Origin of the sequence: Pseudomonas sp. KNUC1026, from assembly GCF_021650705.1 — a bacterium.
Taxonomy (GTDB): Bacteria; Pseudomonadota; Gammaproteobacteria; order Pseudomonadales; family Pseudomonadaceae; genus Aquipseudomonas.
The window spans coordinates 1,514,602-1,535,564 of the sequence record NZ_CP087138.1 but is presented as its reverse complement, the minus strand read 5'-3'; the positions used below and the strand labels follow the sequence as shown (position 1 = coordinate 1,535,564).

Genomic DNA, 20,963 nt, shown 5'->3' with positions numbered 1-20,963 from the left:
TCATGCAACTGACATTCAAGCCCATCGATCTTGTTCGCCATGCTGCCGACTGCGTGCGGTTCCGCGAAGACACCTTCACCTTGGCACTGGGGTCACCGGCGCTGTTTTTCGGTGAGGACGGGCTGGGCGCCGAGCGCTATCTCACCTGGTTGACCGAGCGCAGCCAGGCGCTGCCGGGCAGCCTGTTGCATGCGTGGCTGGGTGACGAACTGGTCGGGCAGCTGGAGTTGAGCCAACCCGAACCGGGGCTGGGCTATGTACACCTGTTCTACATCACCGAACCTTGGCGCCATCGTGGCCTGGGGCAGCAACTGCATGATCGGGCGATGGGGTTCTTCGGGGCGCTCGGGTGTACGCGGCTGAGCCTTTCGGCCAGCGTAAGCAACCTGCCCGCTCTGAAGTTCTATGAGCGCAATGGTTGGGTGGATGCAGGCCCCCGGCCTGGTGCGCCGGGGGTTCATCACTACCGGCGGGGGATGTGATCCTGCATCCGTAGGAGAGCGGCTACGCCGCGCGACGCACTGTAATGAGCCTTTCCATGATGGCGGTCTCAAAATCGGCGCGCCGCGCGGCACAGCCGCTCTCCTACTTCGTGAGCTGCGCCCTGCAGATGGCCTCAGTGATCCACCGTATTCACACTCACCACCACCGACATCCCTGGCCGCAGGCGCTCGGCCAGGCGCTGGTCGGGGTCGATGCTGATGCGCACCGGAATGCGCTGGGCGATCTTGACGAAGTTGCCGGTGGCGTTGTCCGACTGCAGCAGCGCGAACTCCGAACCGGTCGCGGGCGAGACGCGCTCCACCTTGCCGGTGAGCGCTGCGTGGTCCAATGCATCGACCGTGAAACGCACCGGCTGGCCGACGCGCAGGTCGGCCATCTGGGTTTCTTTCATGTTGGCGATCACCCACAGCGTGTCGGGCACCAGCGCCATCAACTGCGCACCCGAGTTCACCCAGGCACCGAGCTTGACCCCGATCTGCCCCAACTGGCCATCACGCGGGGCAGTGATGCGGGTGTTGGCCAGGTCGATACGCGCCAGTTGCACCGCCGCTTCGGCATTGGCCACTGCGGCCTTGAGCGACTGGCGGTTGACCACCACGCTGCGCAAATCCTGACGGGCTATCTCCAGCGCTGCCTTGGCCTGCTCCACCGCCGCGCGCGCCTGGGCATTGGCAGCGCGGGCCACGTCCAGGTCGCGCTGGGCGATGGAGCCGTCGGTGATCAGTGCCTGGCTGCGGCGCAGGTCGGCGGCGGCTTTTTGCGCCTGCGCCTGGCTGTCGCCGATGCCGGCCTGGCGCTGGGCGATGGTGGCCTGGGCGCTGCGCTCCTGCTGCTGATTGTTGGCCAGCGCCGCTTGCTGGGTCGCCAGTTGCGCAAGGGCTTGCTCCAGCCGCTGCTGGTAGATGCGGTCGTCCAGGCGTACCAGCAGCTCGCCTTGCTTGACGAACTGGAAGTCGCGCACCGCCACCTCGAACACATAGCCCGACAACTGCGGGCTGATCACCGTCACCTGGCCTTTGACCTGGGCGTTCTCGGTGCTTTCGATGGCGCTGGTGAAGGGCGGCAGTTGCCAGGCGTAGAGCACGATCAGCACCCCGGCCAGCGCCACCGCGCCGAACAACAGCGCTGACCAAAGCCGTTTGCGGCGCGAACGGGGTTGCGCAGCCTCGGGCTGGAGCGGCGGTGTCTGCCCGTCGGGGGTGGCGGCCACAGCGGTGGTGGTGGTGTTTTGCGCTTGGTCTGTCATGAAGTTCCTAACCGGGGGCAGGCGTGCGGGTGGTGGTGCGCAGCCAGAGCACACGCAGCGAGATCCAGATCAAGGTCAGCACGGCGATGATGGCGATCAGCATGAACGTGTCGTTGTAGGCCAGGATGTTGGCCTCGCGGGTGGTGGCGCTGGCCAGTGCGCGCAAGCCCTGGGCGTTGCGCTCGGCACCGCCCGGGATGGCGCCGGCATAGCTGGCCGCCCCGCTCTGCACCCGCGCTGCCACCAGTGGGTCGTAGAACGGCAGCCGGTCGGTGAGCAGGCTGGAATGGTACTTCTCGCGCACGATCTGCCAGGTGCCCAGCAACGCCGCACCCACCAGCCCGCCGAGGTTCTGAGCGATACCGAACAGCACCGAGAAGCTCACCAGGTTGCGTGGGTTGCTGATCACGTTGCGCACCCCGAGCACCATGGTCGGGCCGAGAAAAAGGTCGAGCCGAACGCCAGCAAGAACTGCGACAGGTACATCTGCACCGGGCGCGTCAGGTTGCTGGAAAAGGTGTCCATTGCCGCCCCGCACGCCATCATCGCCAGGGAAATCAGCAACGGCTTGAACAGGTGCTCGGGGTGAATGGTCAGCGCGCTCAACGCAAGGCCTGCGATGCTGCCCACCAGCATCACCGCATACAGGCTGAACAGCTGCTCGCTGCCCAGGTTCAGGTACTGCATGAACCCCACCGCGCCCGTGGATTGCTCGGAGGTGACGATGCGGATCAGCACCACGCACAGGCCCAGGCGCAGGATCGGCCCGCTGCCCAGCCAGCGCGTCATCAACAGCGGGTTGATGCGGTTGTGCTCGATGCACAACCCGGCGAGGATCAACACGCAACTGCCGGCCAGCGCGTAACCTATCCACGGTGCCTCAAGCCACCAGTCGATGCGCCCCAGCGACAGCACAGCCACCAGCAGCCCGATACCCGGTGCGAGCAAGGCGAAGGTCAGGAAATCCAGCGGCTCGAAGGTGTGAAAACGATCGCCCGGTGGCAGCTTGAGCCACAGCACCGCGCCCAGCGCGACGAGGCACAGGCCCAGTTCGAACAGGTACAGCCCGCGCCACTCGCCCACTTGCAGCAGGTCTTCGGAAAACAGCCGGGCCAGCGGCAGCGCCAGCTGCGCGGTGCCAAGCCCCAGCACCAGGGCCTTGAGCCGCCACTTCGTGGGAAAGGCCTGGATCATGTAATACAGGCCAAGCGAGCTCAGCGCTGCCCCCACCATGCCGTGGGCCGCCCGCACGGCGATGGCAGAACCCAGGTCGTTGACGAACAGGTGGGCGAAGGTCACCAGAGCGTACAGCGCAAGGAACACCTCGGTGAACGCTCGCAGGCCGAACTGCTGGCGGAACTTCACCAGCAGCAGGTTCATGGTGACGTTGGTCATCACGTAGGCGGCCGGCAACCAGGCCATTTCGGCGGTGGTGGCACCCAGCGCGCCTTGCAGGTAGATCAGGTTCGCCGTCACCAGCGCATTGCCCAGCCCGCCGGTGATGCCGACCAACAGGCCCACCAAGCCGAAGGCCAGGCGCTTGCGTGGGCGATGCAGGGGCGTTGAGGGCGAACCGGGCAGGGTTGGCCGCTCGTGGGGTTCCCATTCGCGGGTGCGGTAACGGTCCATGGGGCGGCCAGGCAACTGAAAATGATGTCAATTTAGTCGCAATCGCGAACCAAAAGTTTTCTTCATTATCGGAGAACTGTAAAGGGAGAGTAAATTCATACCAAAATCAGCCCGTTACTCTATAACGTTCAGAACCTTCATGAGCAATCTCCGTAGGAACCTACCATGCACAGACGTCAGATACTGACCCTGCTCCTGGCAGGCATGACCCTCCCGCTGCCCGCTATCGCGCGTGCCGCCGGCCAGACCGTGCTCGCTGCCCGCGCCTGGGGCCACGGCGATACCTCGCGCCTGGTGCTGGACCTTTCCGGCCCCGTCAAATACCAGACTTTCGAGCTGGACGCGCCGCCGCGGCTGATTCTCGACCTGCGCGGCACCCGCCTTGCGCCCGGCGCCACTGCAAGCCTGAGCCAAGGCCCGATCAAGGCGGTGCGCAGCAGCCTGCGCCCCAACGGCGACACGCGCCTGGTGTTCGAATTCGACCAGCCCATCAAAACCACCGCCTTTACCCTGGCCCCCGGCGAGGGCAAGGGCGACCGCCTGGTGCTCGACCTGCAGCGCGGCGGCCCGATCCTGGCCAGCAACAAGCCGGCCAAGGCGCCCGAGCCAGAACCCGCACCTGCCCAGGCCATGCAGGCCAAGGCAGCGCCCCCGCCCCGCCCGGGTGGTGTACACCGCGATATCGTTGTGGTGATCGATGCCGGCCACGGCGGCAAAGACCCCGGCGCCATCGGTGCTGGCGGGCAGAAGGAAAAACACGTGGCACTGGCCATCGCCCAGATGCTCGCCAGGAAGGTCAACCAGACCAAGGGCTACCAGGCGCGCCTGGTGCGCAACGACGACTTCTTCGTGCCACTACGCAAGCGCGTGGAAGTGGCACGCAAGTACAACGCCGACATGTTCGTCTCGGTGCATGCCGACGCCGCGCCAAACCGCACTGCCAAGGGCGCGTCGGTGTTCGCGCTGTCCGAGCACGGTGCCACCTCCACCCTGGCGCGCTGGATGGCCGATCAGGAAAACGCCTCCGACCTGCTGGGCGCGCGCCAACTGCTCAACCTCAGCGACAAGGACCCGATGCTGGCCAACGTGATCCTCGACATGTCGATGAACGCGACCATCTCCAGCAGCCTGAGCCTGGGCGGCAACGTGCTGGAGAACGTCGGAGGTGTGAGCGGCGTACATGGTGCCGGGCGCGTCGAGCAAGCGGCGTTCGCGGTGCTCAAGTCGCCGGATATCCCGTCGATTCTGGTGGAAACCGGGTTTATCTCGAACAGCCGCGACTGCATGCGGCTGATGGACACCCGGCATCGCCAGAAGGTGGCCACGGCGATCTTCGGTGGCATCAATGGATACTTCAGCAACAACCCGCCGATGGGGACCTATCTGGCGGCGGTGAAGCAAGGCAGCCTCGCCTGAGGCTGCCTGCATCCTTCAGCGGCGCACCAGCATCAAGCGCACGCCCAGCCCCACGAACGCGGTGCCGATCAGCCCGTCGATCCACTGCCGCACGCGCGGCCGAGCGCTGACCGCGCCGCGCGCTTGAGCGGCCAGCAACGCCACCAGCGCATCGACCATCAGGCCACTGCTGACGAACACCAGCCCCAGCAGCAGGAAGGCAGCCGTCTTATGCAGGCTGGCGGCATCGACGAATTGCGGGAAGAACGCCACGTAGAACAGCAATACCTTGGGGTTGGTGACGTTGGTGATGAAACCGCGCAGCAGCAGCGTCCGGTGGCTGAGCCGGGGCACTTCCACCCTGCCCTCGGCCTGCGGCTTGCGCGCGGCCATCAGGGTGCGCACCCCGAGGTAGATCAGGTACAGCCCACCGAGGGTCTTGATCACCATGAACGCCGAGGGAGAAGCCGCCAGCAGTGCGGTGAGGCCCAGGGCGCAGAATACGGTGTGAGTGCAACCGCCCAGCGACACGCCAAGGGCCGACATCAGCCCGGCGCGGCGGCCGTGCATCACGCTTTGCCCGGCGACATAGGCGATGTCGGGGCCAGGGGTGACGTTGAGGATGAACACCGCGAGCAGGAAGATCGGGAAATCGATGATGCCGAACATGGGAGGCGTGCCTTGTCGCAAGGGGCGGAGGCTCGATTCTAGGCCAGCGAGGGTACGCGCGGGAAGCCGGCATCCAGGGGATTCAATGCCCGCTCAACGCCGCGCCACCAGTACACACCCCACGCCCCCCAGCACAGCCACCGCGCACAACACCAGCCGCAGGCTCAGTGCTTCACCTAAAAACAGCACCCCAGCCAACGCTGCCAGCACTGGCACGCTCAGTTGCACGCTAGCGGCTTTCACCGCAGGTAACCTCGGCAGCACGCTGTACCAGAGCGCATAGCCCAGGCCCGAGGCCAGTGCACCGGAGAGCACGGCATACAAGGCACCCTGCCCGTCCCAACGCAGTGCCGCCAGCCTTGGCAAGCACGCCAGCAGCCCTATCGGCAGCGCCCGCAGGAAGTTGCCAGTGGTGACAACCAGCGGGTCCCGTGCGCCCTTGCCCAGCAGGCTGTAAACGCCCCAGGCGATACCCGCTGCGGCCATCAGCGCGCAGGCCGGCAATGGTGGTGCATTCGCCCCCGGTAGCAGCAGCGCCAGCAAGCCAACGACCGCCAACAGCAAGCCGGCACCGCTGCCCAGGCTCAAGCGCTCACCCCGAGCCAGGCCATACAGCAACATGGTCAGTTGAACCGCACCGAACAGCACCAGCGCCCCCGCTCCTGTCTCGACCTGCACGTAAGCCAGGGAAAAACACAGCGCATACACGAACAAGGCCAGCCCCCCAGCCCAACCTCCGCCCAGACGGGCGCCGGGTGCGCGCAGGCGCAGCAGTAGCCAGAGCATCGCTGCGCCGCTGATCAGGCGAATGGCGGTGAAGCTCAGCGGGTCGAGTTCGGTGGCTTTGAGCGCCAGCCGGCAAAGCACCGAATTGCCGGCGAACGCCAGCATGGCCAGTGCGGTGAGCACCAGCAGCCGGCCCTGGCGGGCGGCGGTCACTGAGGTGGCAGGGCGGGAGGTGTCCAATGCCATGGCGAGGCTCTCGGATCGGTCGTTATTGTGTGGGCCGTTGTAAACCCGCCGGATGTGCGGGGTCAATTGAACTTGTGGCCCCCACTGCGGGCGGTTCTAATGCCCACCTCATTCCCTGCACGGGCGCATTCGAAAATGGCATTCACGGTTCTGGTGATTGGCGGCTATGGCAATTTCGGGCGGATCATCTGCCGCCACCTGGCCCGGGCCGAAGGGATCGAGGTGATCGCCGCCGGGCGCAACCTGGCGCCGCTTCAGGCACTGGCAGCGCAGTTCGGCATCCGCCACTGGCAGGGCGATGCCCACGGCAGTGGCTTTGTGCAGGCATTACGCGAGCTGGCAGTGAACCTGGTGATCCACACCGGTGGCCCGTTCCAGGGGCAAGGCCGGGCGGTCGCCGAGCACTGTATCGAGGCCGGCGTGCATTACTGCGACCTCGCCGATTGCCGGCATTTCGTCAACAGCATCGGCGCACTCGACGCGGCAGCCCGCGCCGAAGGCGTGGTGGTGCTCAGTGGCTGCAGTTCGGTGCCGAGCCTGTCGGCTGCACTGCTCGATGAATACCGAGCCCCTTTCAAGCGCATCGACCGCATCGAACATGGCATCTCCTCCTCGGCCAAAATGCCGGGGCTGGCAACGGTCGAGGGTGTGCTGGCCTATGCTGGCCAGCCCATCGAGCAACGCCGCGCCGGGCAGCCGCACCCAGTGCCAGGATGGCTGGGGCTCGAACGCCGCCAACTGCATGGCCTGGGCTGGCGCTGGCTGGGCAATGTGGACGTGCCGGACATGGACCTGTTCGGTGAGCGTTATGGCGCCACCGATCTGGTGTTCAAGGCAGGCCCGGGCCTGGCAGCAGGCGCCTGGGCCAACGCTGCGCTGGCGCAGGCCCGCCGTTGGGGGCTGGTCCGCGACTCCGCACCCTGGGCCAGGCGCCTGCATCGCCTGGGGTTGGCCTTCGAGCGCTTTGGTGATGGCCTGAGCGCTATGTACCTCCAGGCGCAGGGCGAAGGCCACGCCGGCCAGCCGCTGCGGCTCAACATCCTGCTCAGCGCACGCAACGACCGAGGCCCGGAAATCCCAAGCTGCGCAAGCGTTGCGCTCGCCTTGAAGATGGCCGCCGGCTATCAACCTGCTGCCGGTGCCCGGCCCTGCGTCGGCGAAATCACAGTGGCCGAGTACCTGGCCGCCATCGATGCGCGTGATGACATCCACCTGAGCGTGCATTACGACGGCGCAGGCCAGTGATGCTCTACCTCTGGGTCAAATACCTGCACATCATCGCCGCCGTGTTCCTGTTCGGCTTCGGCATGGGCTCCTACCTGTACCTGATCGCCGCGCACCGCACCGGCGACGCCCGGTTGATTGCGCAAGTAGCGCGGCTGGTGGTGCGCTTCGATACCTGGATCACCACCCCCGCCGGGGTGCTGCAACTCGCCACGGGGCTGGGGTTGGTACAACTTGCGCACTGGCCTTTGGGCAGCCCATGGCTGCGCGACTCGATCGGGCTGTTCATCGCAGTCGGGCTGCTGTGGCTGCCCGTGCTGGTGCTGCAGAAGCGTTTGCAGCAGGTAGCGGAGGTGACGGCGCAGGCTGGCGAGCCGCTGCCGCCGCGTTATCGGCAGCTGTACCGGCCGTGGTTCTGGATGGGGGTCGCAGGGTTTACGGGGATGTTTGTGATCGTGATGATGATGGTGACCAAATGGAGCCTGCTGGCCACCTGAAAAGTCTGCCAGTTATGCGGCACAGCGCACTGCACTAGGGTAGAGCTTCCCATGCGCTGGAAGCTTGACTCATGACCACCTCAAAACACCTGCACCTCGACCCGACCTACGGAAACGAAGGTTTTGCGCACCTGCCTACTCGCCAAGGCAGCCCAGGCGACCAACGATTGTGGCGCCATACGCACATGCTCGAAGATGACGACTCCTTGCTGGTACTTGCCCAGGAACCCGAGGGAAGCGCCTTGTTCCTGCTGCGCTACGATCGCAATGGCCAGCTGGATACGCAGTTCGGTGATGAGGGCTACCGACGACTGGATATCCGGTACAACCATGAACACTTCTATTCCACTGGCTTGTTCCGTGGCATTGCAAAAGTGCCGGCTGAAGACGGAGGCGGCTACCTCATTCTGGGTACACCCCAGTTGGTAGGGCATTTTCCGAAGGACGCCCAACTGTTGGTTGCAGAGGTTCCGGCACTGATTCGCCTGGGTGATGATTTCGAGCCCATGCCCGATTGGGGCGAAGATGGGGTACTTATCTTTCCCTTCCGTTCGAAAGACTATGGCGATTTCCAACTGGGCACATTGCCCAACGCCACCAAACCCTCTACCCCCTCCGCAAAGTCGGCCACATCCGCAGGCGACGAGGAACACTCCTCGCACGACGCCTGGTCAATGATGCTGCGACCCGGCCGGGTAGAGTTGATCACCGACGGCAGAGTTGTCCTTGTGGAGCAAACCTTCTCAAGAACCCGCTGGAGCTTTTCGCTGGCCAATGGAAAGCAAGAAGAGCGAGTACTCTTTCAGCACATATCCGACAACATGCCCACCACCTACGACCTCCTGCGCCTGTCCGACGGCCGAACACTGGTGCTCACAGCTGATCCCTATTTGATCCGGGCGTACAAACCCGACGGCACTTTCGACAAAACCTTCGGCGACCTTGGCCAGTTGCTAATCGGTGCGCCGTCGAGCCTGGCCACGGCACACGGAGAAGGTTTCATTGTCCTGAAATACGACGGAAGCACTCCGGCCAACCAGCGCTACACCGCTATCTGTGCCTTCGATTCCAAAGGCAAGGCCAACCCCGCCTTCAATGGCGGGAATTGGCAAACGCTGAAACGACCGGGATACAACACAGTGTTGAACCGTGAGGTCATGCAAGACCTGAATGGCGGATGGCTGATCTGCGGAAAGACTTTTGCGTTTCAGGGGGTGGCTTTTTGCCGGATGAAGGCGCAATCGCGCGTGTCGATGCCAACGGTAATCTGGATACCCAGTGGGGGCCTGGCGCAGTGGCAGTCTTCCCTCCAATAGGGTTTATCGAGCAGGCGTACGCGCGCGGCGATGGAATCCGCATTGGAGGATGGTTAGGCATGGACTGGGGCACCGCGCGCTTGGTGGAGTGACGGCCAGAGCAAGCGGGGCAGTAATGCGTGTAGCGACTACACCTCTGATCCAGCCCATGCGGCTGGATCAGAGGTGTTCGAATTGGAGCGCTGATGGCGCGAGCGTCTCCCTCATCAAATCGCCTGGTTCGAAGCCACCCCCTTCAATGAAACGCCTCGGCAATCAACACCGCCCCCATGAACGTCCCCAGGTTCGCCAGAAACGACACCAGCACGATCCGCCAGCCCAGCCGCCGGAACGCCGGCAAATCCTTGGCCACCGACAGCCCGGCGAAAGTCAGCATCGGCGTGATGACGGCCAGCAGGTTCACGCTGTTGGTCAGCGCCGTCACCTGCGCCGCCCACGGGCACAGTGGCGAGGTCATGAACATCGCCACCACCGACACGGTGCACACCGCAGGGATCTTGCGGCGCAGCGCCACGCACAGCAGCTCGCCGATGAACACCGCCAGCACCATGATCGCCATGCCCTCAAAGGCTGCAGGCGAGAGGGTCTTGTAGCCCACCCAGTTGGCCAGCAGCGCCAGCACGGCTGCGGCTACCCAGGCGCAGGCCTTGCCGGCCCAGCCCAGTTCGCGGGTTTCCAGGTCGACTTCGGTCGCGCTGATGCTGGCCGAGGCCTGCGAGGCGCGTGTGGTGCGGCCAATCAGAGGCTCCAGCACGCGATAGCCCCACACCGCCAGCGGCAGGGAGATGAATAGCGTGAAGTAAGTGCCCAGCGTGGTGGTGATCAGGTTCGAAGCCGCCGCCAGCGCCATGACCTCCTTGGCCACCTCGGCACTCTGCTGCGCGGCAATGGCGCCAGCGGCGGCCGCCATCATGCTGCCCGAGCCGATGCCCGAGCCCATCGCCAGGGAGCGCGGGTCGAAGATCCCGAGGCTGGTGACGAAGCCAGCGACGATGGCGATGAACAGCGCACCGAACAAGGTGCCGGTCAGATATTCGGCCAGCACGCCGCGCCCTTCGGGTGAATCCATGCCGTAGCGTTCGCCGATGATCGCCAGGCTTGGCTCGCGGCCTACCGAGAAGGTTGCGCCCACGGCTTCCCGCTTGATCCCCAGCAACAACGCCACTGGCAGGCCGAGCAGCACCGTGCCGACGAAATGGCCGAACTCCTGAAACGCCAGCGCCCAACCCGAGGCGAACACCACTGGCAGCGAGCCGCCCACCACCAGGCCGAGCTTGGCGACGAACACCAGCAGCGCCGGTTGCAGGATCGACGCCGAGCGCACCTGCAGCGCCGGCGTGACCGCCAGGCTGCGCGGCAAGCGCGGGCTGGCCAGGCCGATCAAGGCACCGAACAGCAGCGCCCAGACCATCGGCAGCAGCACGACCTTGCCCGGCCCCAGCGGCAGGCTGATGGCGCCGATCCACTCGGCAAGGATAAGTATCAGGCCAGCCCAGAGGTACAGACGGGCGGTAGCGGAGACGGCCGGCTGGCCGCTCAGTGAAGCACTGTGCGCGTGGTGCATGACGATCCCCTCACCTGCTGGCCACGCGTGCGAGGCCAGAGATTGTTGTGGTTGTTCAGGGGGCGCGCGGGGCGCCCGGGGCAGTGTTCAAAGCAGTAGCGGTGCCGGCGTTGTTGTCGATGGGCCGGTCACTTCGATGGCGGCATTATGCCTTCTGGCTGCCGGCGCACCGATATCAACCGATACGCATAACGTTGCGCTGGCAGCAACACTCTCCTCAGCGTCTGGGTAACGATTGCTCCACCAGCTCGGTCCAGACTTTCACACCGGCCTCGATGACCTGGTCGTTGAAGTCGTACCACGGGTTGTGCAGCGCGCGGGACGGCGTTTCGCCATCCACCCCCAGCCAGAAGTAGGCACCAGGACAGGCCTGCAACATGAAGGCGAAATCTTCGGACGCCATCGAAGGCGGGCAACCCCAGCGTACGTTGGCTTCACCCAGCACAGCCACTGCCGCACGGAACAGGCCGGCGGCGGCGTCCGGGTGGTTCTCGGTGACTGGGTAGCCGACCTGATAGGCCAATTCCCCGCGCACGCCGAACGGCGCCGGCACCTGCTCGGCCAGCTCGCCGATCAGTTGTTGCACGCGCTCACGCACCGGCGTCTGCAAGCAGCGCACCGTGCCGCGCAGCAGCGCTTTTTCCGGAATCACGTTGATCGCCTCGCCGGCACTGAGCTGGGTAATGCTCACCACCGCCGAGTCCAGCGGCGACAGGCGCCGCGAAACGATGCTCTGCAAGGCGGTGATCAGCTGCGCACCGGCCATGATCGGGTCCGCCCCGCGTTCGGGCATCGCCGCGTGGCAGCCTTGGCCGGTGAGGGTGATCTCGAAGGTGTCCAGCGAGGCCATCATCGCCCCGGGGTTGACCGCCACCTGCCCGGCCGGCAGACCCGGCCAGTTGTGCAGGCCATACACCGCGTCCATCGGGAAGCGCTGGAACAGCCCGTCTTCGATCATCTTGCGGGCGCCACCGAGGTTTTCCTCGGCCGGCTGGAAAATGAAGTGCACGGTGCCGCGAAAGGTGTCCAGCCCGCTCAAGTGGCGCGCCGCCGCCAGCAACATGGCGGTGTGGCCGTCGTGGCCGCAGGCGTGCATGCGGCCTTCGTGGCGCGAGCGGTGGGCGCACTGGCCCAGCTCCTGAATCGGCAGCGCATCCATGTCGGCGCGCAGGCCGATCACGAGGCCGTCGCCGCGCTCCAGGGTGCCAACGACACCCGTGCCGCCCAGCCCGCGGTGTACTTTCAGGCCAAAGCCTTGCAGCAACTCGGCCACCCGGGCCGAGGTGTTGTGCTCGGCGAACCCCAGCTCAGGCTGGGCGTGAAAACTCTGCCGCCAGGTGCTGGCTTCGGCCAGCAGGTCAGGATCGATACGCATCGGGTTCACTCCAGGCTGGCGCCGTAGCCGAAGCTGGCGGCGGGGGTGGCGGCGGTTTCGACCCAGACGCTTTTGACCTCACTGTATTCACGCAGCGCGTCAAGGCCTGAGGAACGGCCGTAGCCGCTCTCGCCGTAGCCTCCGAAGGGGGAGCTGACGTGGATGGTCTTGTAGCCGTTGACCCAGAACGTGCCAGCCTTCACCTGGCGCGCCACGCGGTGCGCGCGGCCGACGTCGCGCGTCCATACCGCGCCGGCCAGGCCAAAGCGGCTGTCGTTGGCGATGCGCACGGCATCGGCCTCGGTTTCGAAAGGAATCGCCACCACCACCGGGCCAAAGATTTCGTCCTGGGCGCAGGCCATGGCGTTGTCACCGGCCAGCACCGTGGGGTTGACGTAGTAGCCGCTGCCCTCCGGCACCGGCACGGCGCCCTCACCCACCAGCCGAGCACCGCCCTGCAGCGCGGCCTCGACCATGCCTTTGACATGGGCAAACTGTTTGGGGTTGTTGATCGGGCCGATCTGAGTGTGCTCGCTCAACGGGTCACCGACGCTGAACTGCTGCGCGGCCTCGGCCAGGGCGCGAGTAAAGCGCTCGAAGATCGAGGCCTGCACCAGCAGCCGCGAGCCGGATACGCAGCTTTGCCCGGCGCCGGAGAAAATCGCTGCCTGGGCGCCACGCAAGGCCACCTCCAGATCAGCGTCCTCGAACACGATGTTGGCGGACTTGCCGCCCAGCTCCAGCACCGCCGGAATGCAACGCTGGGCCGCGGCGGTGGCGATCTGCCTGCCGGTGGCGGGCGAGCCGACGAACACCACCTTGCGGATGTCGGCCTGGGCGATCAGCGCCTGGCCGATGCTGTGGCCAAAACCTGCAATCACGTTGACCAGCCCCTTGGGCGCACCGGCCCGCTCGACCAGCACGCCGATCACCAGAGAAGTCAGGGGTGAGCTCGGAAGGCTTGAGGATCACCGCATTGCCGGCGGCGATAGCCGGCGCCACCTGCCAGCCGCCGGTGAAGATCGGCGCGTTCCACGGGGTGATCTGCAGCACCGTGCCCAAGGGCTCGTAGGTGACGTAGTTCAGGTGCGTCGTCGGCACCGGGATCACCTCGCCATGGAGCTTGTCGGCCCAACCGGCGTAGTACTCGAACATCTCGGCGACCTTGGCCACCTCCACGCGTGCATCGCGGATCGGCTTGTTGGCGCTGATCGCTTCGATGCGGGCCAGTGTGGCGGCGTGTTCACGCAAGAGCGCACCGACCTGGTACATGATCCGGCCGCGAGCCTGGCCGGTCAGCGCCCACCACTGCGCCTGCGCAGCTCGTGCGGCAGCGTCGATGCGGCCAACCTGCGTGGGGCTGGCATCGGCGTACTGCATCAGCAGGCTGCCGTCGTGGGCGTTGCGCACCTGCACCGGCTCGCCATCGCCTTCGACCCACTCACCGCCGATCAGGCTGGCCACTTGCGTGCGCGCGCCCCAGAAGGGCTGCATCAGTTCGTTAAGGGTGTTCCAGCTCATGTCATTTATCTCCGAACAGGGCGGCATCGGTGCGTTGGGCGATGCAGCAGAAGTCATTGCCATCGGGCAGGGTTTCGGCACTGGCCTGCCACAGCTGGCCGACCAGGCGCGCCAGCGGCAGCTCAGCGCCCAGTTCTTCGGCAAGGGCCTGGGCCAGGCCCACGTCCTTGCGCATCAGCGCCATGCTGAAGCCGGAGTCATAGGCACCATTGAGCACCCAGGTGGGGAACATCACCTGGCTGGCGGCGCTGCGGCCTGAACCTGCGTTGATACCTTCGAGCAACCGCTCAGGGGGCACTCCTGCCCTGGCGGCCAGGCTCAAGGCCTCGGCGGTGGTGATCAGGTGTGCAGCGGCCAGCAGGTTGTTGGCGATCTTGGCGACGTTGCCGGCGCCGGTATCGCCCACATGCACACGGGCGCCGCTCATGGCTTCGAGCACAGGTTGCGCCGCGGCCAGGTGCTCGGCAGCGCCGCCGATGACCATGCTCATGGTGCCGCTGGCCGCGCCCTTGGGCCCGCCGGACACCGGCGCATCAAGAAAACCGATGCCACGTGCGGCCAGGGCCTGGGCCACTTCGCGGCTCATCGCGGCGGTCGAGGTGGTGGTGTCGACCACCACAAGGCCTGGCTGGCCAAGGGCAAGCACGCCCTGCTCGCCCAGGCACACGGCCTGCACGTGCTCGGCCTTGGGCAGCGAGAGGATCAATACCTGCGCGGCAGCGATCACCTCGGCGCGTTCGGCGCTGGCCTTCACACCCTTGCGCGCAGCGGCGTCTCGAGCGGCCGGCGCGGGGTCGAAGCCGCGTACGTCGAAACCCTTGCTCGCCAGCGTCGCGGCCATGCCGCCGCCCATGTTGCCCAGCCCGATGATGCCTACCGTGATCGCCATGAACCGCCCGCCTCGAGTGCTTTGGAATGCTGGGGCCGAGTATGGACATCGCTGAGATATGACAGCAATAATCAGGACATTCGAATTTCGTTGCGCTAATCGCAACACAGGTGCGACATGAGCTTGGTTCAGGACCGCCACATCCACTACTTCTTCGAAGCCGTGCGGCTGGGCAGCGTACGTGCTGCCGCGGACGCGCTGGACGTCGCCCCTTCTGCCGTGAGCCGGCACATCGCCCAGCTCGAACATGAGCTGAGCGCCGCGCTGCTGGAGCGCCACCGCCGCGGCGTGAAGCCGACCGAAGCAGGCGAGCGCGTGCTGGATTACTACCGCCAGCGCATGGCCCAGCAGGAGGTGCTGCTGGACTCACTGCAAGCCTTGCGCGGCTTGCAGAGCGGTACGTTGGTGCTGGCTTCGGGTGAAGGCTTCATGGATGCATTGGCCGGCACCCTGGCGCGGTTTTCCGAGCGCTACCCGCGCATCGAGCTGAGGGTGAACATCGCCGGCAGCAACGAGGTGATCCGCCAGGTGGTGGAAGACGAAGCCCACCTGGGCCTGGTGTTCAACCCGGCCAACGATCCGAAGATCCGCGCTCATGTGCTCCATGCTCAGCCGGTGCGGGTGATCGTCGCCCCTGGCCACCCCCTGGCACGCGAACCCGGCGCTATCAGCCTGCAAGGCCTGGACCGCCACAGCCTGGCGCTGCCCGGTGCGGCCTACGGCATTCGGCAGATCCTCACCCACGCCGAACATCAGCTGGGCGTGGTGCTGACCCCTACCCTCACCTGCAACACCCTGGCGATGCTCAAGCGCTATGCCGTCGAAGGTGGCGTTACGTTGTTGCCGGCGTTCGTCGCCGAACAGGAGCTGGCGGAGGGCAGCCTGGTGGCGCTGCCCTTGCTGCATGAGGTGTTCGCCCGGCCCGAGGCGCAGTTGATCACCCGCCTGGGCCGGCAATTGAGCGTGGGCGCCAGCCGCTTGCTCGGCATGCTGGCGCAGGAGGTGGGCGCTTTTGGCGGCAGTGCGCGCTGAACTTTCCTACTTTGGTACGAGTTTTCCGCGCCGAAGGTGGCAGGCGGCCTATCATGGGCGCGCGTCCGCCAAGAACAATGAAGGTGACCCACCGTGTACAACATCCTGATCGCCGACGACCATCCGCTGTTTCGTGATGCCATTCACAGCGTGCTGGCCTCGAGCTTCGAACACTGCCAGGTGAGCCAGACCTGCGACCTGCCCGAAACCCTCGCCCGTGCCCGCGCCGATGAAACCCTCGACCTGATCCTGCTCGACCTGAACATGCCCGGCATGCACGGGCTCGGCGGGCTGGTGAACCTGCGCAATGAAGCACCCACCGTGCCGGTGGTCATCGTCTCGGCCGAGCAGGACAAACACGTGGTGCTGCAAGCCATCACCTGCGGCGCGGTGGGGTTCATCAGCAAGTCGGCACCGCGCCAGCAGATCACCGCAGCGCTTGGCCAGGTGCTGGACGGCAACGTCTACCTGCCGCCTGAAATCATCCGCAGCGGCGCCAGCGCCTCTGCTGGCCAGCCCGCTGGCGCCAGCACCAATGGCGTGCCCGCCGAGCTGCTGCGTGCCCTCACCCGCAAGCAGCTGCAGGTGCTCGAGCGCATGGCGCGCGGCGAATCGAACAAGATGATCGCCTACCACCTGGCCATTGCTGAAACCACGGTCAAGGCGCACGTCTCGGCGATCCTGCGCAAACTGGGCGTGCACAACCGCGTGCAGGCCATCCTCAGCGCCCGCGAAGTCGACTTCGCCACCTGGCTTCCTTCGTAAGCAGCTGCAAGCTTCAAGCTTGTAGCTGCAAGCTAGCTCGCGGGGCCGTTCAGATCGCTACTTGCCGCTTGAAACTTACGGCTGTCCTCAGCAGCTGAAAGCTTTGAGCCTGTAGCCTCAAGCAGCCTCGCTGCGGTCTAGCTTGCCGCTTGCCGCTTGAAACTTGTAGCTACCCAAGAGGGTCGTTAATCACTGACCCTTGAGCTTCGTGTGGTGGCCCATGAATGAGCTGATTCCGGAGCGCTGGCTCGATGCGGTGCCGTTGCCCTGGCTGAGCACGTTGATCGCGGCAGCGATCGCGGTGCTGGTGGTGTTGGTGGTGCGGTGGGTGGGGTTGATCGTGCTGCGGCGGTTGGCCAACAGCTTCTTGCTGGCGCAGCAGCTGATCAAGCATTCCGAAAAACCCAGCCTCTGGTTGTTGCCGTTGCTGGCGTTGCAGTCGGTCTGGACCGGAGCGCCCGATGACCTCTACCTGATCAAGAGCGTACGGCACACCAACGGCTTGCTGGTTGTCGCGGCGTTCATCTGGCTGGCGCTGCGCTGCGTGCGCGCGGTGGCGGAAACCGTGGCGCTGCGCAACCCGCTCGAGGTGGAAGACAACCTGGCTGCGCGGCGCATCCAGACCCAGGTACGCGTGCTGGTGCGTTGCCTGAACGTGGTGGTGATCCTGTTCGGCACCGGGCTGATGCTGATGAGCTTTCCGGCGGTCAAGCAGATCGGCACCAGCCTGCTGGCCTCGGCGGGCCTGGCCGGGCTGGCGGCAGGGTTTGCGGCCAAGCCGGTGCTGGGCAATCTGATCGCAGGCCTGCAGATCGCGATCTCGCAGCCCATCCGCCTCGACGACGTGGTGATCGTCGAGGGCGAATGGGGGCGGATCGAGGAAATCACCGGAAGCTACGTGGTGGTCAAGATCTGGGACGAGCGGCGCCTGGTGGTGCCGCTGACCTACTTCATCGAGAAGCCGTTCCAGAACTGGACGCGAAGCGCGTCGATGCTGATCGGCTCGGTGTTTCTCTGGGTCGACTATTCCCTGCCCCTGGAGGCGCTGCGCGAGGAGGTCAAGCGCGTGTGCGACGAGATTCCCCACCTGTGGGACGGCCGAGTGAGCGTGCTGCAGGTCACCGACACCGGCGAAAAATCGATGCAGGTGCGCATTCTGCTCAGCTCGGCCGATTCGTCCAGGAACTGGGATGCCCGCTGCCACATGCGCGAGCGCCTGATCACCTGGATCAACCGGGAATATCCGCAGTGCCTGCCGCTGTTGCGCGCCGAAATCTCGACACGCACCGACCGCCCGGATGTTCACGAACCCGTGAAACCCCAGGATGTAGAGCGCCAGCCACCGGTATGAATCTTGTTCTTGGAAATGCCGCTTCTTCTGAGCGGATGTGCAGCAGGGGTGTTGCGTCAGAGCATCTGGTCGTTGGTCATCATGGCCTGAACGACGATTGCCTTTTGTTGCTCGTTGAGTGTGTCCCAGAGGTGAGCTTTGGCGTAATAGCCCAGGCCACCTGCGATGTAGATCGACAGACCTACGATCATCAGCACCGAAGCGAGCGAAATGCCCTGCGTTTCGTGTGCGTCATCCCGCGCCTGCGGGGTCAAACCTTCAACGATGCGTTTAACAGCGTGAGACAGGTACATCAGTACTTGGCGCCCCATGGCAACTCTTTGAACCTCTATCGGAAATGGACAGTGCAGCGCGATTGCGCCGATCGACCATCGAACAAAGCTCGGTGCCCGGCCGGCTTCTCGAACTCAAGCCGGTACGATCACGAATGCCGGGCACGGAGGGGAGCCTTGCCCATGGCGGTTGTATGATAACCCAGGCCATGGGCTCGAAATAATTAGTTTGCTAAATATTTCCGACAAAAGGGCGCCTCGCGCTACCCTTCGATCCCTTCATCCTCCACGTACAGGCCGGGCCTGCGCCCGCGCCGACAGCCACAAGGATATCCAATGGAATACCGCGAACTGGGCCGCACTGGCCTGAACGTCAGCGCCATCACCCTCGGCACCATGACCTGGGGCGAACAGAATACCGAGGCCGAGGCCTTCGAGCAGATCCGCCTGGCCAAGGATGCCAAGGTCAATGTGCTCGACACCGCCGAGATGTACCCGGTGCCACCGGGCGCAGAAACCTATGCCACCACCGAACGCATCATCGGCAATTACTTCAGGACGTACGGCGACCGTGCCGACTGGGTGCTGGCCAGCAAGGTGGTCGGCCCCGGCCGCATGGACCACATCCGCGACGGCAATCTGCAACTGGACCGCAAGAACATCACCCAGGCGCTGGAGGCCAGCCTCAAGCGCCTGAACACCGATTACCTGGACCTCTATCAACTGCACTGGCCGGACCGCAAGACCAATTGCTTCGGCGAACTGGGCTATACCCATGACCCGGACAATCAATCGACGCCCATCGAGGAAACCCTGGAAGTGCTCGACGAGCTGGTCAAGGCCGGCAAGGTACGCCACATCGGGCTGTCCAATGAAACGCCATGGGGCACGATGCGTTTTGCGCAACTGGCCGAGAGCCGTGGCTGGCCGAGAGCGGTGTCGATCCAGAACCCCTACAACCTGCTCAACCGCACCTTCGAGGTGGGCCTGGCCGAGATCGCCCTGCGCGAGCAGATCGGCTTGCTGGCCTACTCGCCTCTGGCTTTCGGCGTGCTGGCGGGCAAGTACCTGAACGGCGCACGCCCGGCCAAAGCGCGCCTGACCTTGTTCGAACGCTTCCAGCGCTACAACAACCCGCAAGCGCTGGCGGCGACCGAGGCCTATGTGAAACTGGCCCGTGAACATGGGCTGGATGCTGCGCAGATGGCATTGGCGTTCGTGACTCAGCAGCCGTTCGTGACCAGCAATATCATTGGCGCTACTTCGCTCGAACAGCTGGCGAGCAACCTGGAAAGTGCTCAACTGGTGCTGTCGGCAGAGGTGCTCGAAGGGATCGAGGCCATTCACCAGCGCCAGCCCAACCCGGCGCCTTGAAGCTGCAAGCTAGAAGCTAGAAGCTAGAAGCTAGAAGCTAGACGCTAGACGCTAGACGCTAGACGCTAGAAGCTAGAAGCTAGAAGCTTCGACCAATGGCGGGGCAGTGGAACCTGAACAAATGTTTATGTAATAGTATTACATCTCATCTGCTCAGACCCCTGCCCTATGCCTCTCCACCAATTCCCGCCTTCTGGCCATCGACGCCCTGCGCGGCCTGGTCATCGTGCTCATGCTGCTCGACCACGTTCGCGAAACCTTCTTTCTGCACCGCCAGGTCGGCGACCCGATGGACGTCGCTACCACTGAACCTGCGCTGTTCCTGAGCCGCACCCTGGCGCACCTGTGCGCACCGGTCTTCGTATTCCTCACCGGCCTTTCGGCGTGGCTCTACGCCGAGAAGCACCCGGAGCCCGGCGCAGCCAGCCGCTTCCTGCTCAAGCGCGGGCTGGTGCTGATTCTGCTGGAACTGACGCTGGTGAACTTCGCCTGGACCTTCAGCCTCCCGCCGCAGGTGATCTACCTGCAGGTGATCTGGGCGATCGGCCTTTGCATGCTGGCGCTGGCTGCGCTGCTGTGGCTGCCGCGCCCGCTGCTGGTGATGCTTGGAGTGGTGTTGATCGGCGGGCATAACCTGCTCGACGGTGTGCATTTTGCGCCTGGCCACTTCGCCTATGTGCCGTGGGCAGTGCTGCATGATCGCGGTTGGATCGAGGTGGCCGGCGATCTGCGTTTGCGCACGTCCTACCCGTTGCTGCCGTGGGTCGGCGTAATCGCCTTGGGCTACGCCGCCGGGCCGTGGTTCGGCAGCGGAGCGAGTGCCGCACAACGCCGCCCGCGCCTGCTGGTGGCGGGCCTGGGCGCCCTGGCGCTGTTCGCCGGGCTGCGCGCAATCAACGGCTACGGTGAAAAGCCCTGGCAGGCCGGGGCCGACTTCACCCACACCGTAATGAGCCTGTTCAACGTCACCAAATATCCGCCGTCACTGGCCTTCGTAGCGCTGACCCTGGGCATGGGCCTGTGCCTGCTGGTTGCTCTGGAGCGCTGGCAGGGCTCGCGCGGCTGCCGGTGGCTGGCAACCTTCGGCGCGGCGCCGATGTTCTTCTACCTGTTGCACCTGTACGTGCTCAAACTGCTGTACCTGGGGTGCTACGCGCTGTGGGGCAGCAACCAGGGCAGCTGGTTCGGCTTCAGCCAGGTGTGGATGCTGTGGCTCGCCACACTGGTGCTGGCGGTGGTGCTGTATCGGCCAGTACAGGCCTTCGCCGAGCTCAAGGCACGGCGTCGCGATATCACCTGGCTCAAGTATTTTTGAGAACCCTTCTCACTCATGAATGTTTCATTATTGATTCAATTCCCGCAAAGCCC

Annotated in this window: 17 protein-coding genes and 2 pseudogenes; 10 read left to right on the top strand and 9 right to left on the bottom strand. The window is 65.0% G+C overall.

The features are described 5' to 3' along the window. The first annotated feature begins 2 nt into the window (after positions 1-2). On the top strand, positions 3-482 hold the full coding sequence (locus LN139_RS06940) for a GNAT family N-acetyltransferase (RefSeq protein WP_236359296.1): 480 nt from the start codon (positions 3-5) through the stop codon (positions 480-482). Positions 483-616: 134 nt separating this feature from the next. Here the strand turns inward: LN139_RS06940 and LN139_RS06935 are convergent, their stop codons facing one another. Together LN139_RS06935 and LN139_RS06930 are read right to left on the bottom strand one after the other, a co-directional pair. Beyond that, positions 617-1,750: an HlyD family secretion protein gene (locus LN139_RS06935; protein ID WP_236359295.1), complete on the bottom strand. Its 1,134-nt coding sequence runs from the start codon at positions 1,748-1,750 to the stop codon at positions 617-619. A gap of 7 nt (positions 1,751-1,757) precedes the next feature. After that, a pseudogene (locus tag LN139_RS06930) lies at positions 1,758-3,379 on the bottom strand (MFS transporter). Positions 3,380-3,544: 165 nt separating this feature from the next. On the opposite strand from LN139_RS06930, the gene LN139_RS06925 reads away from it, so the two are divergent. Further along, positions 3,545-4,795 (top strand): N-acetylmuramoyl-L-alanine amidase, encoded by a 1,251-nt coding sequence (locus LN139_RS06925; protein WP_236359294.1) that lies wholly within the window; start codon positions 3,545-3,547, stop codon positions 4,793-4,795. 15 nt (positions 4,796-4,810) lie between these two features. Here the strand turns inward: LN139_RS06925 and LN139_RS06920 are convergent, their stop codons facing one another. Further along, positions 4,811-5,443, bottom strand: coding sequence for a LysE family translocator (locus tag LN139_RS06920; protein ID WP_236359293.1), 633 nt, complete (start codon positions 5,441-5,443; stop codon positions 4,811-4,813). 93 nt (positions 5,444-5,536) lie between these two features. After that, positions 5,537-6,415 (bottom strand): DMT family transporter, encoded by an 879-nt coding sequence (locus LN139_RS06915; protein ID WP_236359292.1) that lies wholly within the window; start codon positions 6,413-6,415, stop codon positions 5,537-5,539. 135 nt (positions 6,416-6,550) lie between these two features. On the opposite strand from LN139_RS06915, the gene LN139_RS06910 reads away from it, so the two are divergent. The 3 genes from LN139_RS06910 to LN139_RS06900 all read left to right on the top strand — a co-directional run bounded on the left by LN139_RS06910 (position 6,551) and on the right by LN139_RS06900 (position 9,452). Then, positions 6,551-7,660 (top strand): saccharopine dehydrogenase family protein, encoded by a 1,110-nt coding sequence (locus LN139_RS06910; protein WP_236359291.1) that lies wholly within the window; start codon positions 6,551-6,553, stop codon positions 7,658-7,660. Continuing rightward, positions 7,660-8,136 carry a DUF2269 family protein gene (locus LN139_RS06905; RefSeq protein ID WP_236359290.1) on the top strand — a complete coding sequence of 159 codons (477 nt, stop codon included), beginning with the start codon at positions 7,660-7,662 and terminating at the stop codon, positions 8,134-8,136. Before LN139_RS06910 ends, LN139_RS06905 begins: the two co-directional genes overlap by 1 nt. 71 nt (positions 8,137-8,207) lie before the next feature. Then, positions 8,208-9,452 (top strand): hypothetical protein, encoded by a 1,245-nt coding sequence (locus tag LN139_RS06900; RefSeq protein ID WP_236359289.1) that lies wholly within the window; start codon positions 8,208-8,210, stop codon positions 9,450-9,452. Positions 9,453-9,687: 235 nt separating this feature from the next. On the opposite strand, the gene LN139_RS06895 is transcribed toward LN139_RS06900, so the two are convergent. From LN139_RS06895 to LN139_RS06880, 4 genes and pseudogenes are all read right to left on the bottom strand, one after another. Beyond that, positions 9,688-11,016 (bottom strand): DUF3100 domain-containing protein, encoded by a 1,329-nt coding sequence (locus LN139_RS06895; RefSeq protein WP_236359288.1) that lies wholly within the window; start codon positions 11,014-11,016, stop codon positions 9,688-9,690. Between the two features lie 217 nt (positions 11,017-11,233). After that, positions 11,234-12,391 carry a M20 aminoacylase family protein gene (locus LN139_RS06890; protein WP_236359287.1) on the bottom strand — a complete coding sequence of 386 codons (1,158 nt, stop codon included), beginning with the start codon at positions 12,389-12,391 and terminating at the stop codon, positions 11,234-11,236. 5 nt (positions 12,392-12,396) lie between these two features. Next, a pseudogene (locus LN139_RS06885) lies at positions 12,397-13,912 on the bottom strand (aldehyde dehydrogenase family protein). A gap of 1 nt (position 13,913) precedes the next feature. Beyond that, positions 13,914-14,801 carry an NAD(P)-dependent oxidoreductase gene (locus tag LN139_RS06880; RefSeq protein WP_236359286.1) on the bottom strand — a complete coding sequence of 296 codons (888 nt, stop codon included), beginning with the start codon at positions 14,799-14,801 and terminating at the stop codon, positions 13,914-13,916. 117 nt (positions 14,802-14,918) lie between these two features. On the opposite strand from LN139_RS06880, the gene LN139_RS06875 reads away from it, so the two are divergent. The 3 genes from LN139_RS06875 to LN139_RS06865 all read left to right on the top strand — a co-directional run bounded on the left by LN139_RS06875 (position 14,919) and on the right by LN139_RS06865 (position 17,949). Then, positions 14,919-15,833 (top strand): LysR family transcriptional regulator, encoded by a 915-nt coding sequence (locus LN139_RS06875; RefSeq protein WP_236359285.1) that lies wholly within the window; start codon positions 14,919-14,921, stop codon positions 15,831-15,833. Positions 15,834-15,926: 93 nt separating this feature from the next. Continuing rightward, the gene (locus LN139_RS06870) at positions 15,927-16,598 is read left to right on the top strand and encodes a response regulator (protein WP_236359284.1); all 672 of its coding nucleotides are present in this window, start codon (positions 15,927-15,929) and stop codon (positions 16,596-16,598) included. Positions 16,599-16,818: 220 nt separating this feature from the next. Then, positions 16,819-17,949: a mechanosensitive ion channel family protein gene (locus LN139_RS06865; RefSeq protein WP_236359283.1), complete on the top strand. Its 1,131-nt coding sequence runs from the start codon at positions 16,819-16,821 to the stop codon at positions 17,947-17,949. A gap of 56 nt (positions 17,950-18,005) precedes the next feature. Here LN139_RS06865 and LN139_RS06860 read toward each other — a convergent pair whose 3' ends face one another. Beyond that, on the bottom strand, positions 18,006-18,260 hold the full coding sequence (locus LN139_RS06860; RefSeq protein ID WP_236359282.1) for a hypothetical protein: 255 nt from the start codon (positions 18,258-18,260) through the stop codon (positions 18,006-18,008). A gap of 297 nt (positions 18,261-18,557) precedes the next feature. On the opposite strand from LN139_RS06860, the gene LN139_RS06855 reads away from it, so the two are divergent. Next, positions 18,558-19,595, top strand: a complete 1,038-nt coding sequence (locus tag LN139_RS06855) for an NADP(H)-dependent aldo-keto reductase (protein ID WP_236359281.1) — start codon at positions 18,558-18,560, stop codon at positions 19,593-19,595. A 142-nt stretch (positions 19,596-19,737) separates the two neighbouring features. After that, positions 19,738-20,910: a DUF1624 domain-containing protein gene (locus LN139_RS06850; protein WP_268944872.1), complete on the top strand. Its 1,173-nt coding sequence runs from the start codon at positions 19,738-19,740 to the stop codon at positions 20,908-20,910. Positions 20,911-20,963: the final 53 nt, after the last annotated feature.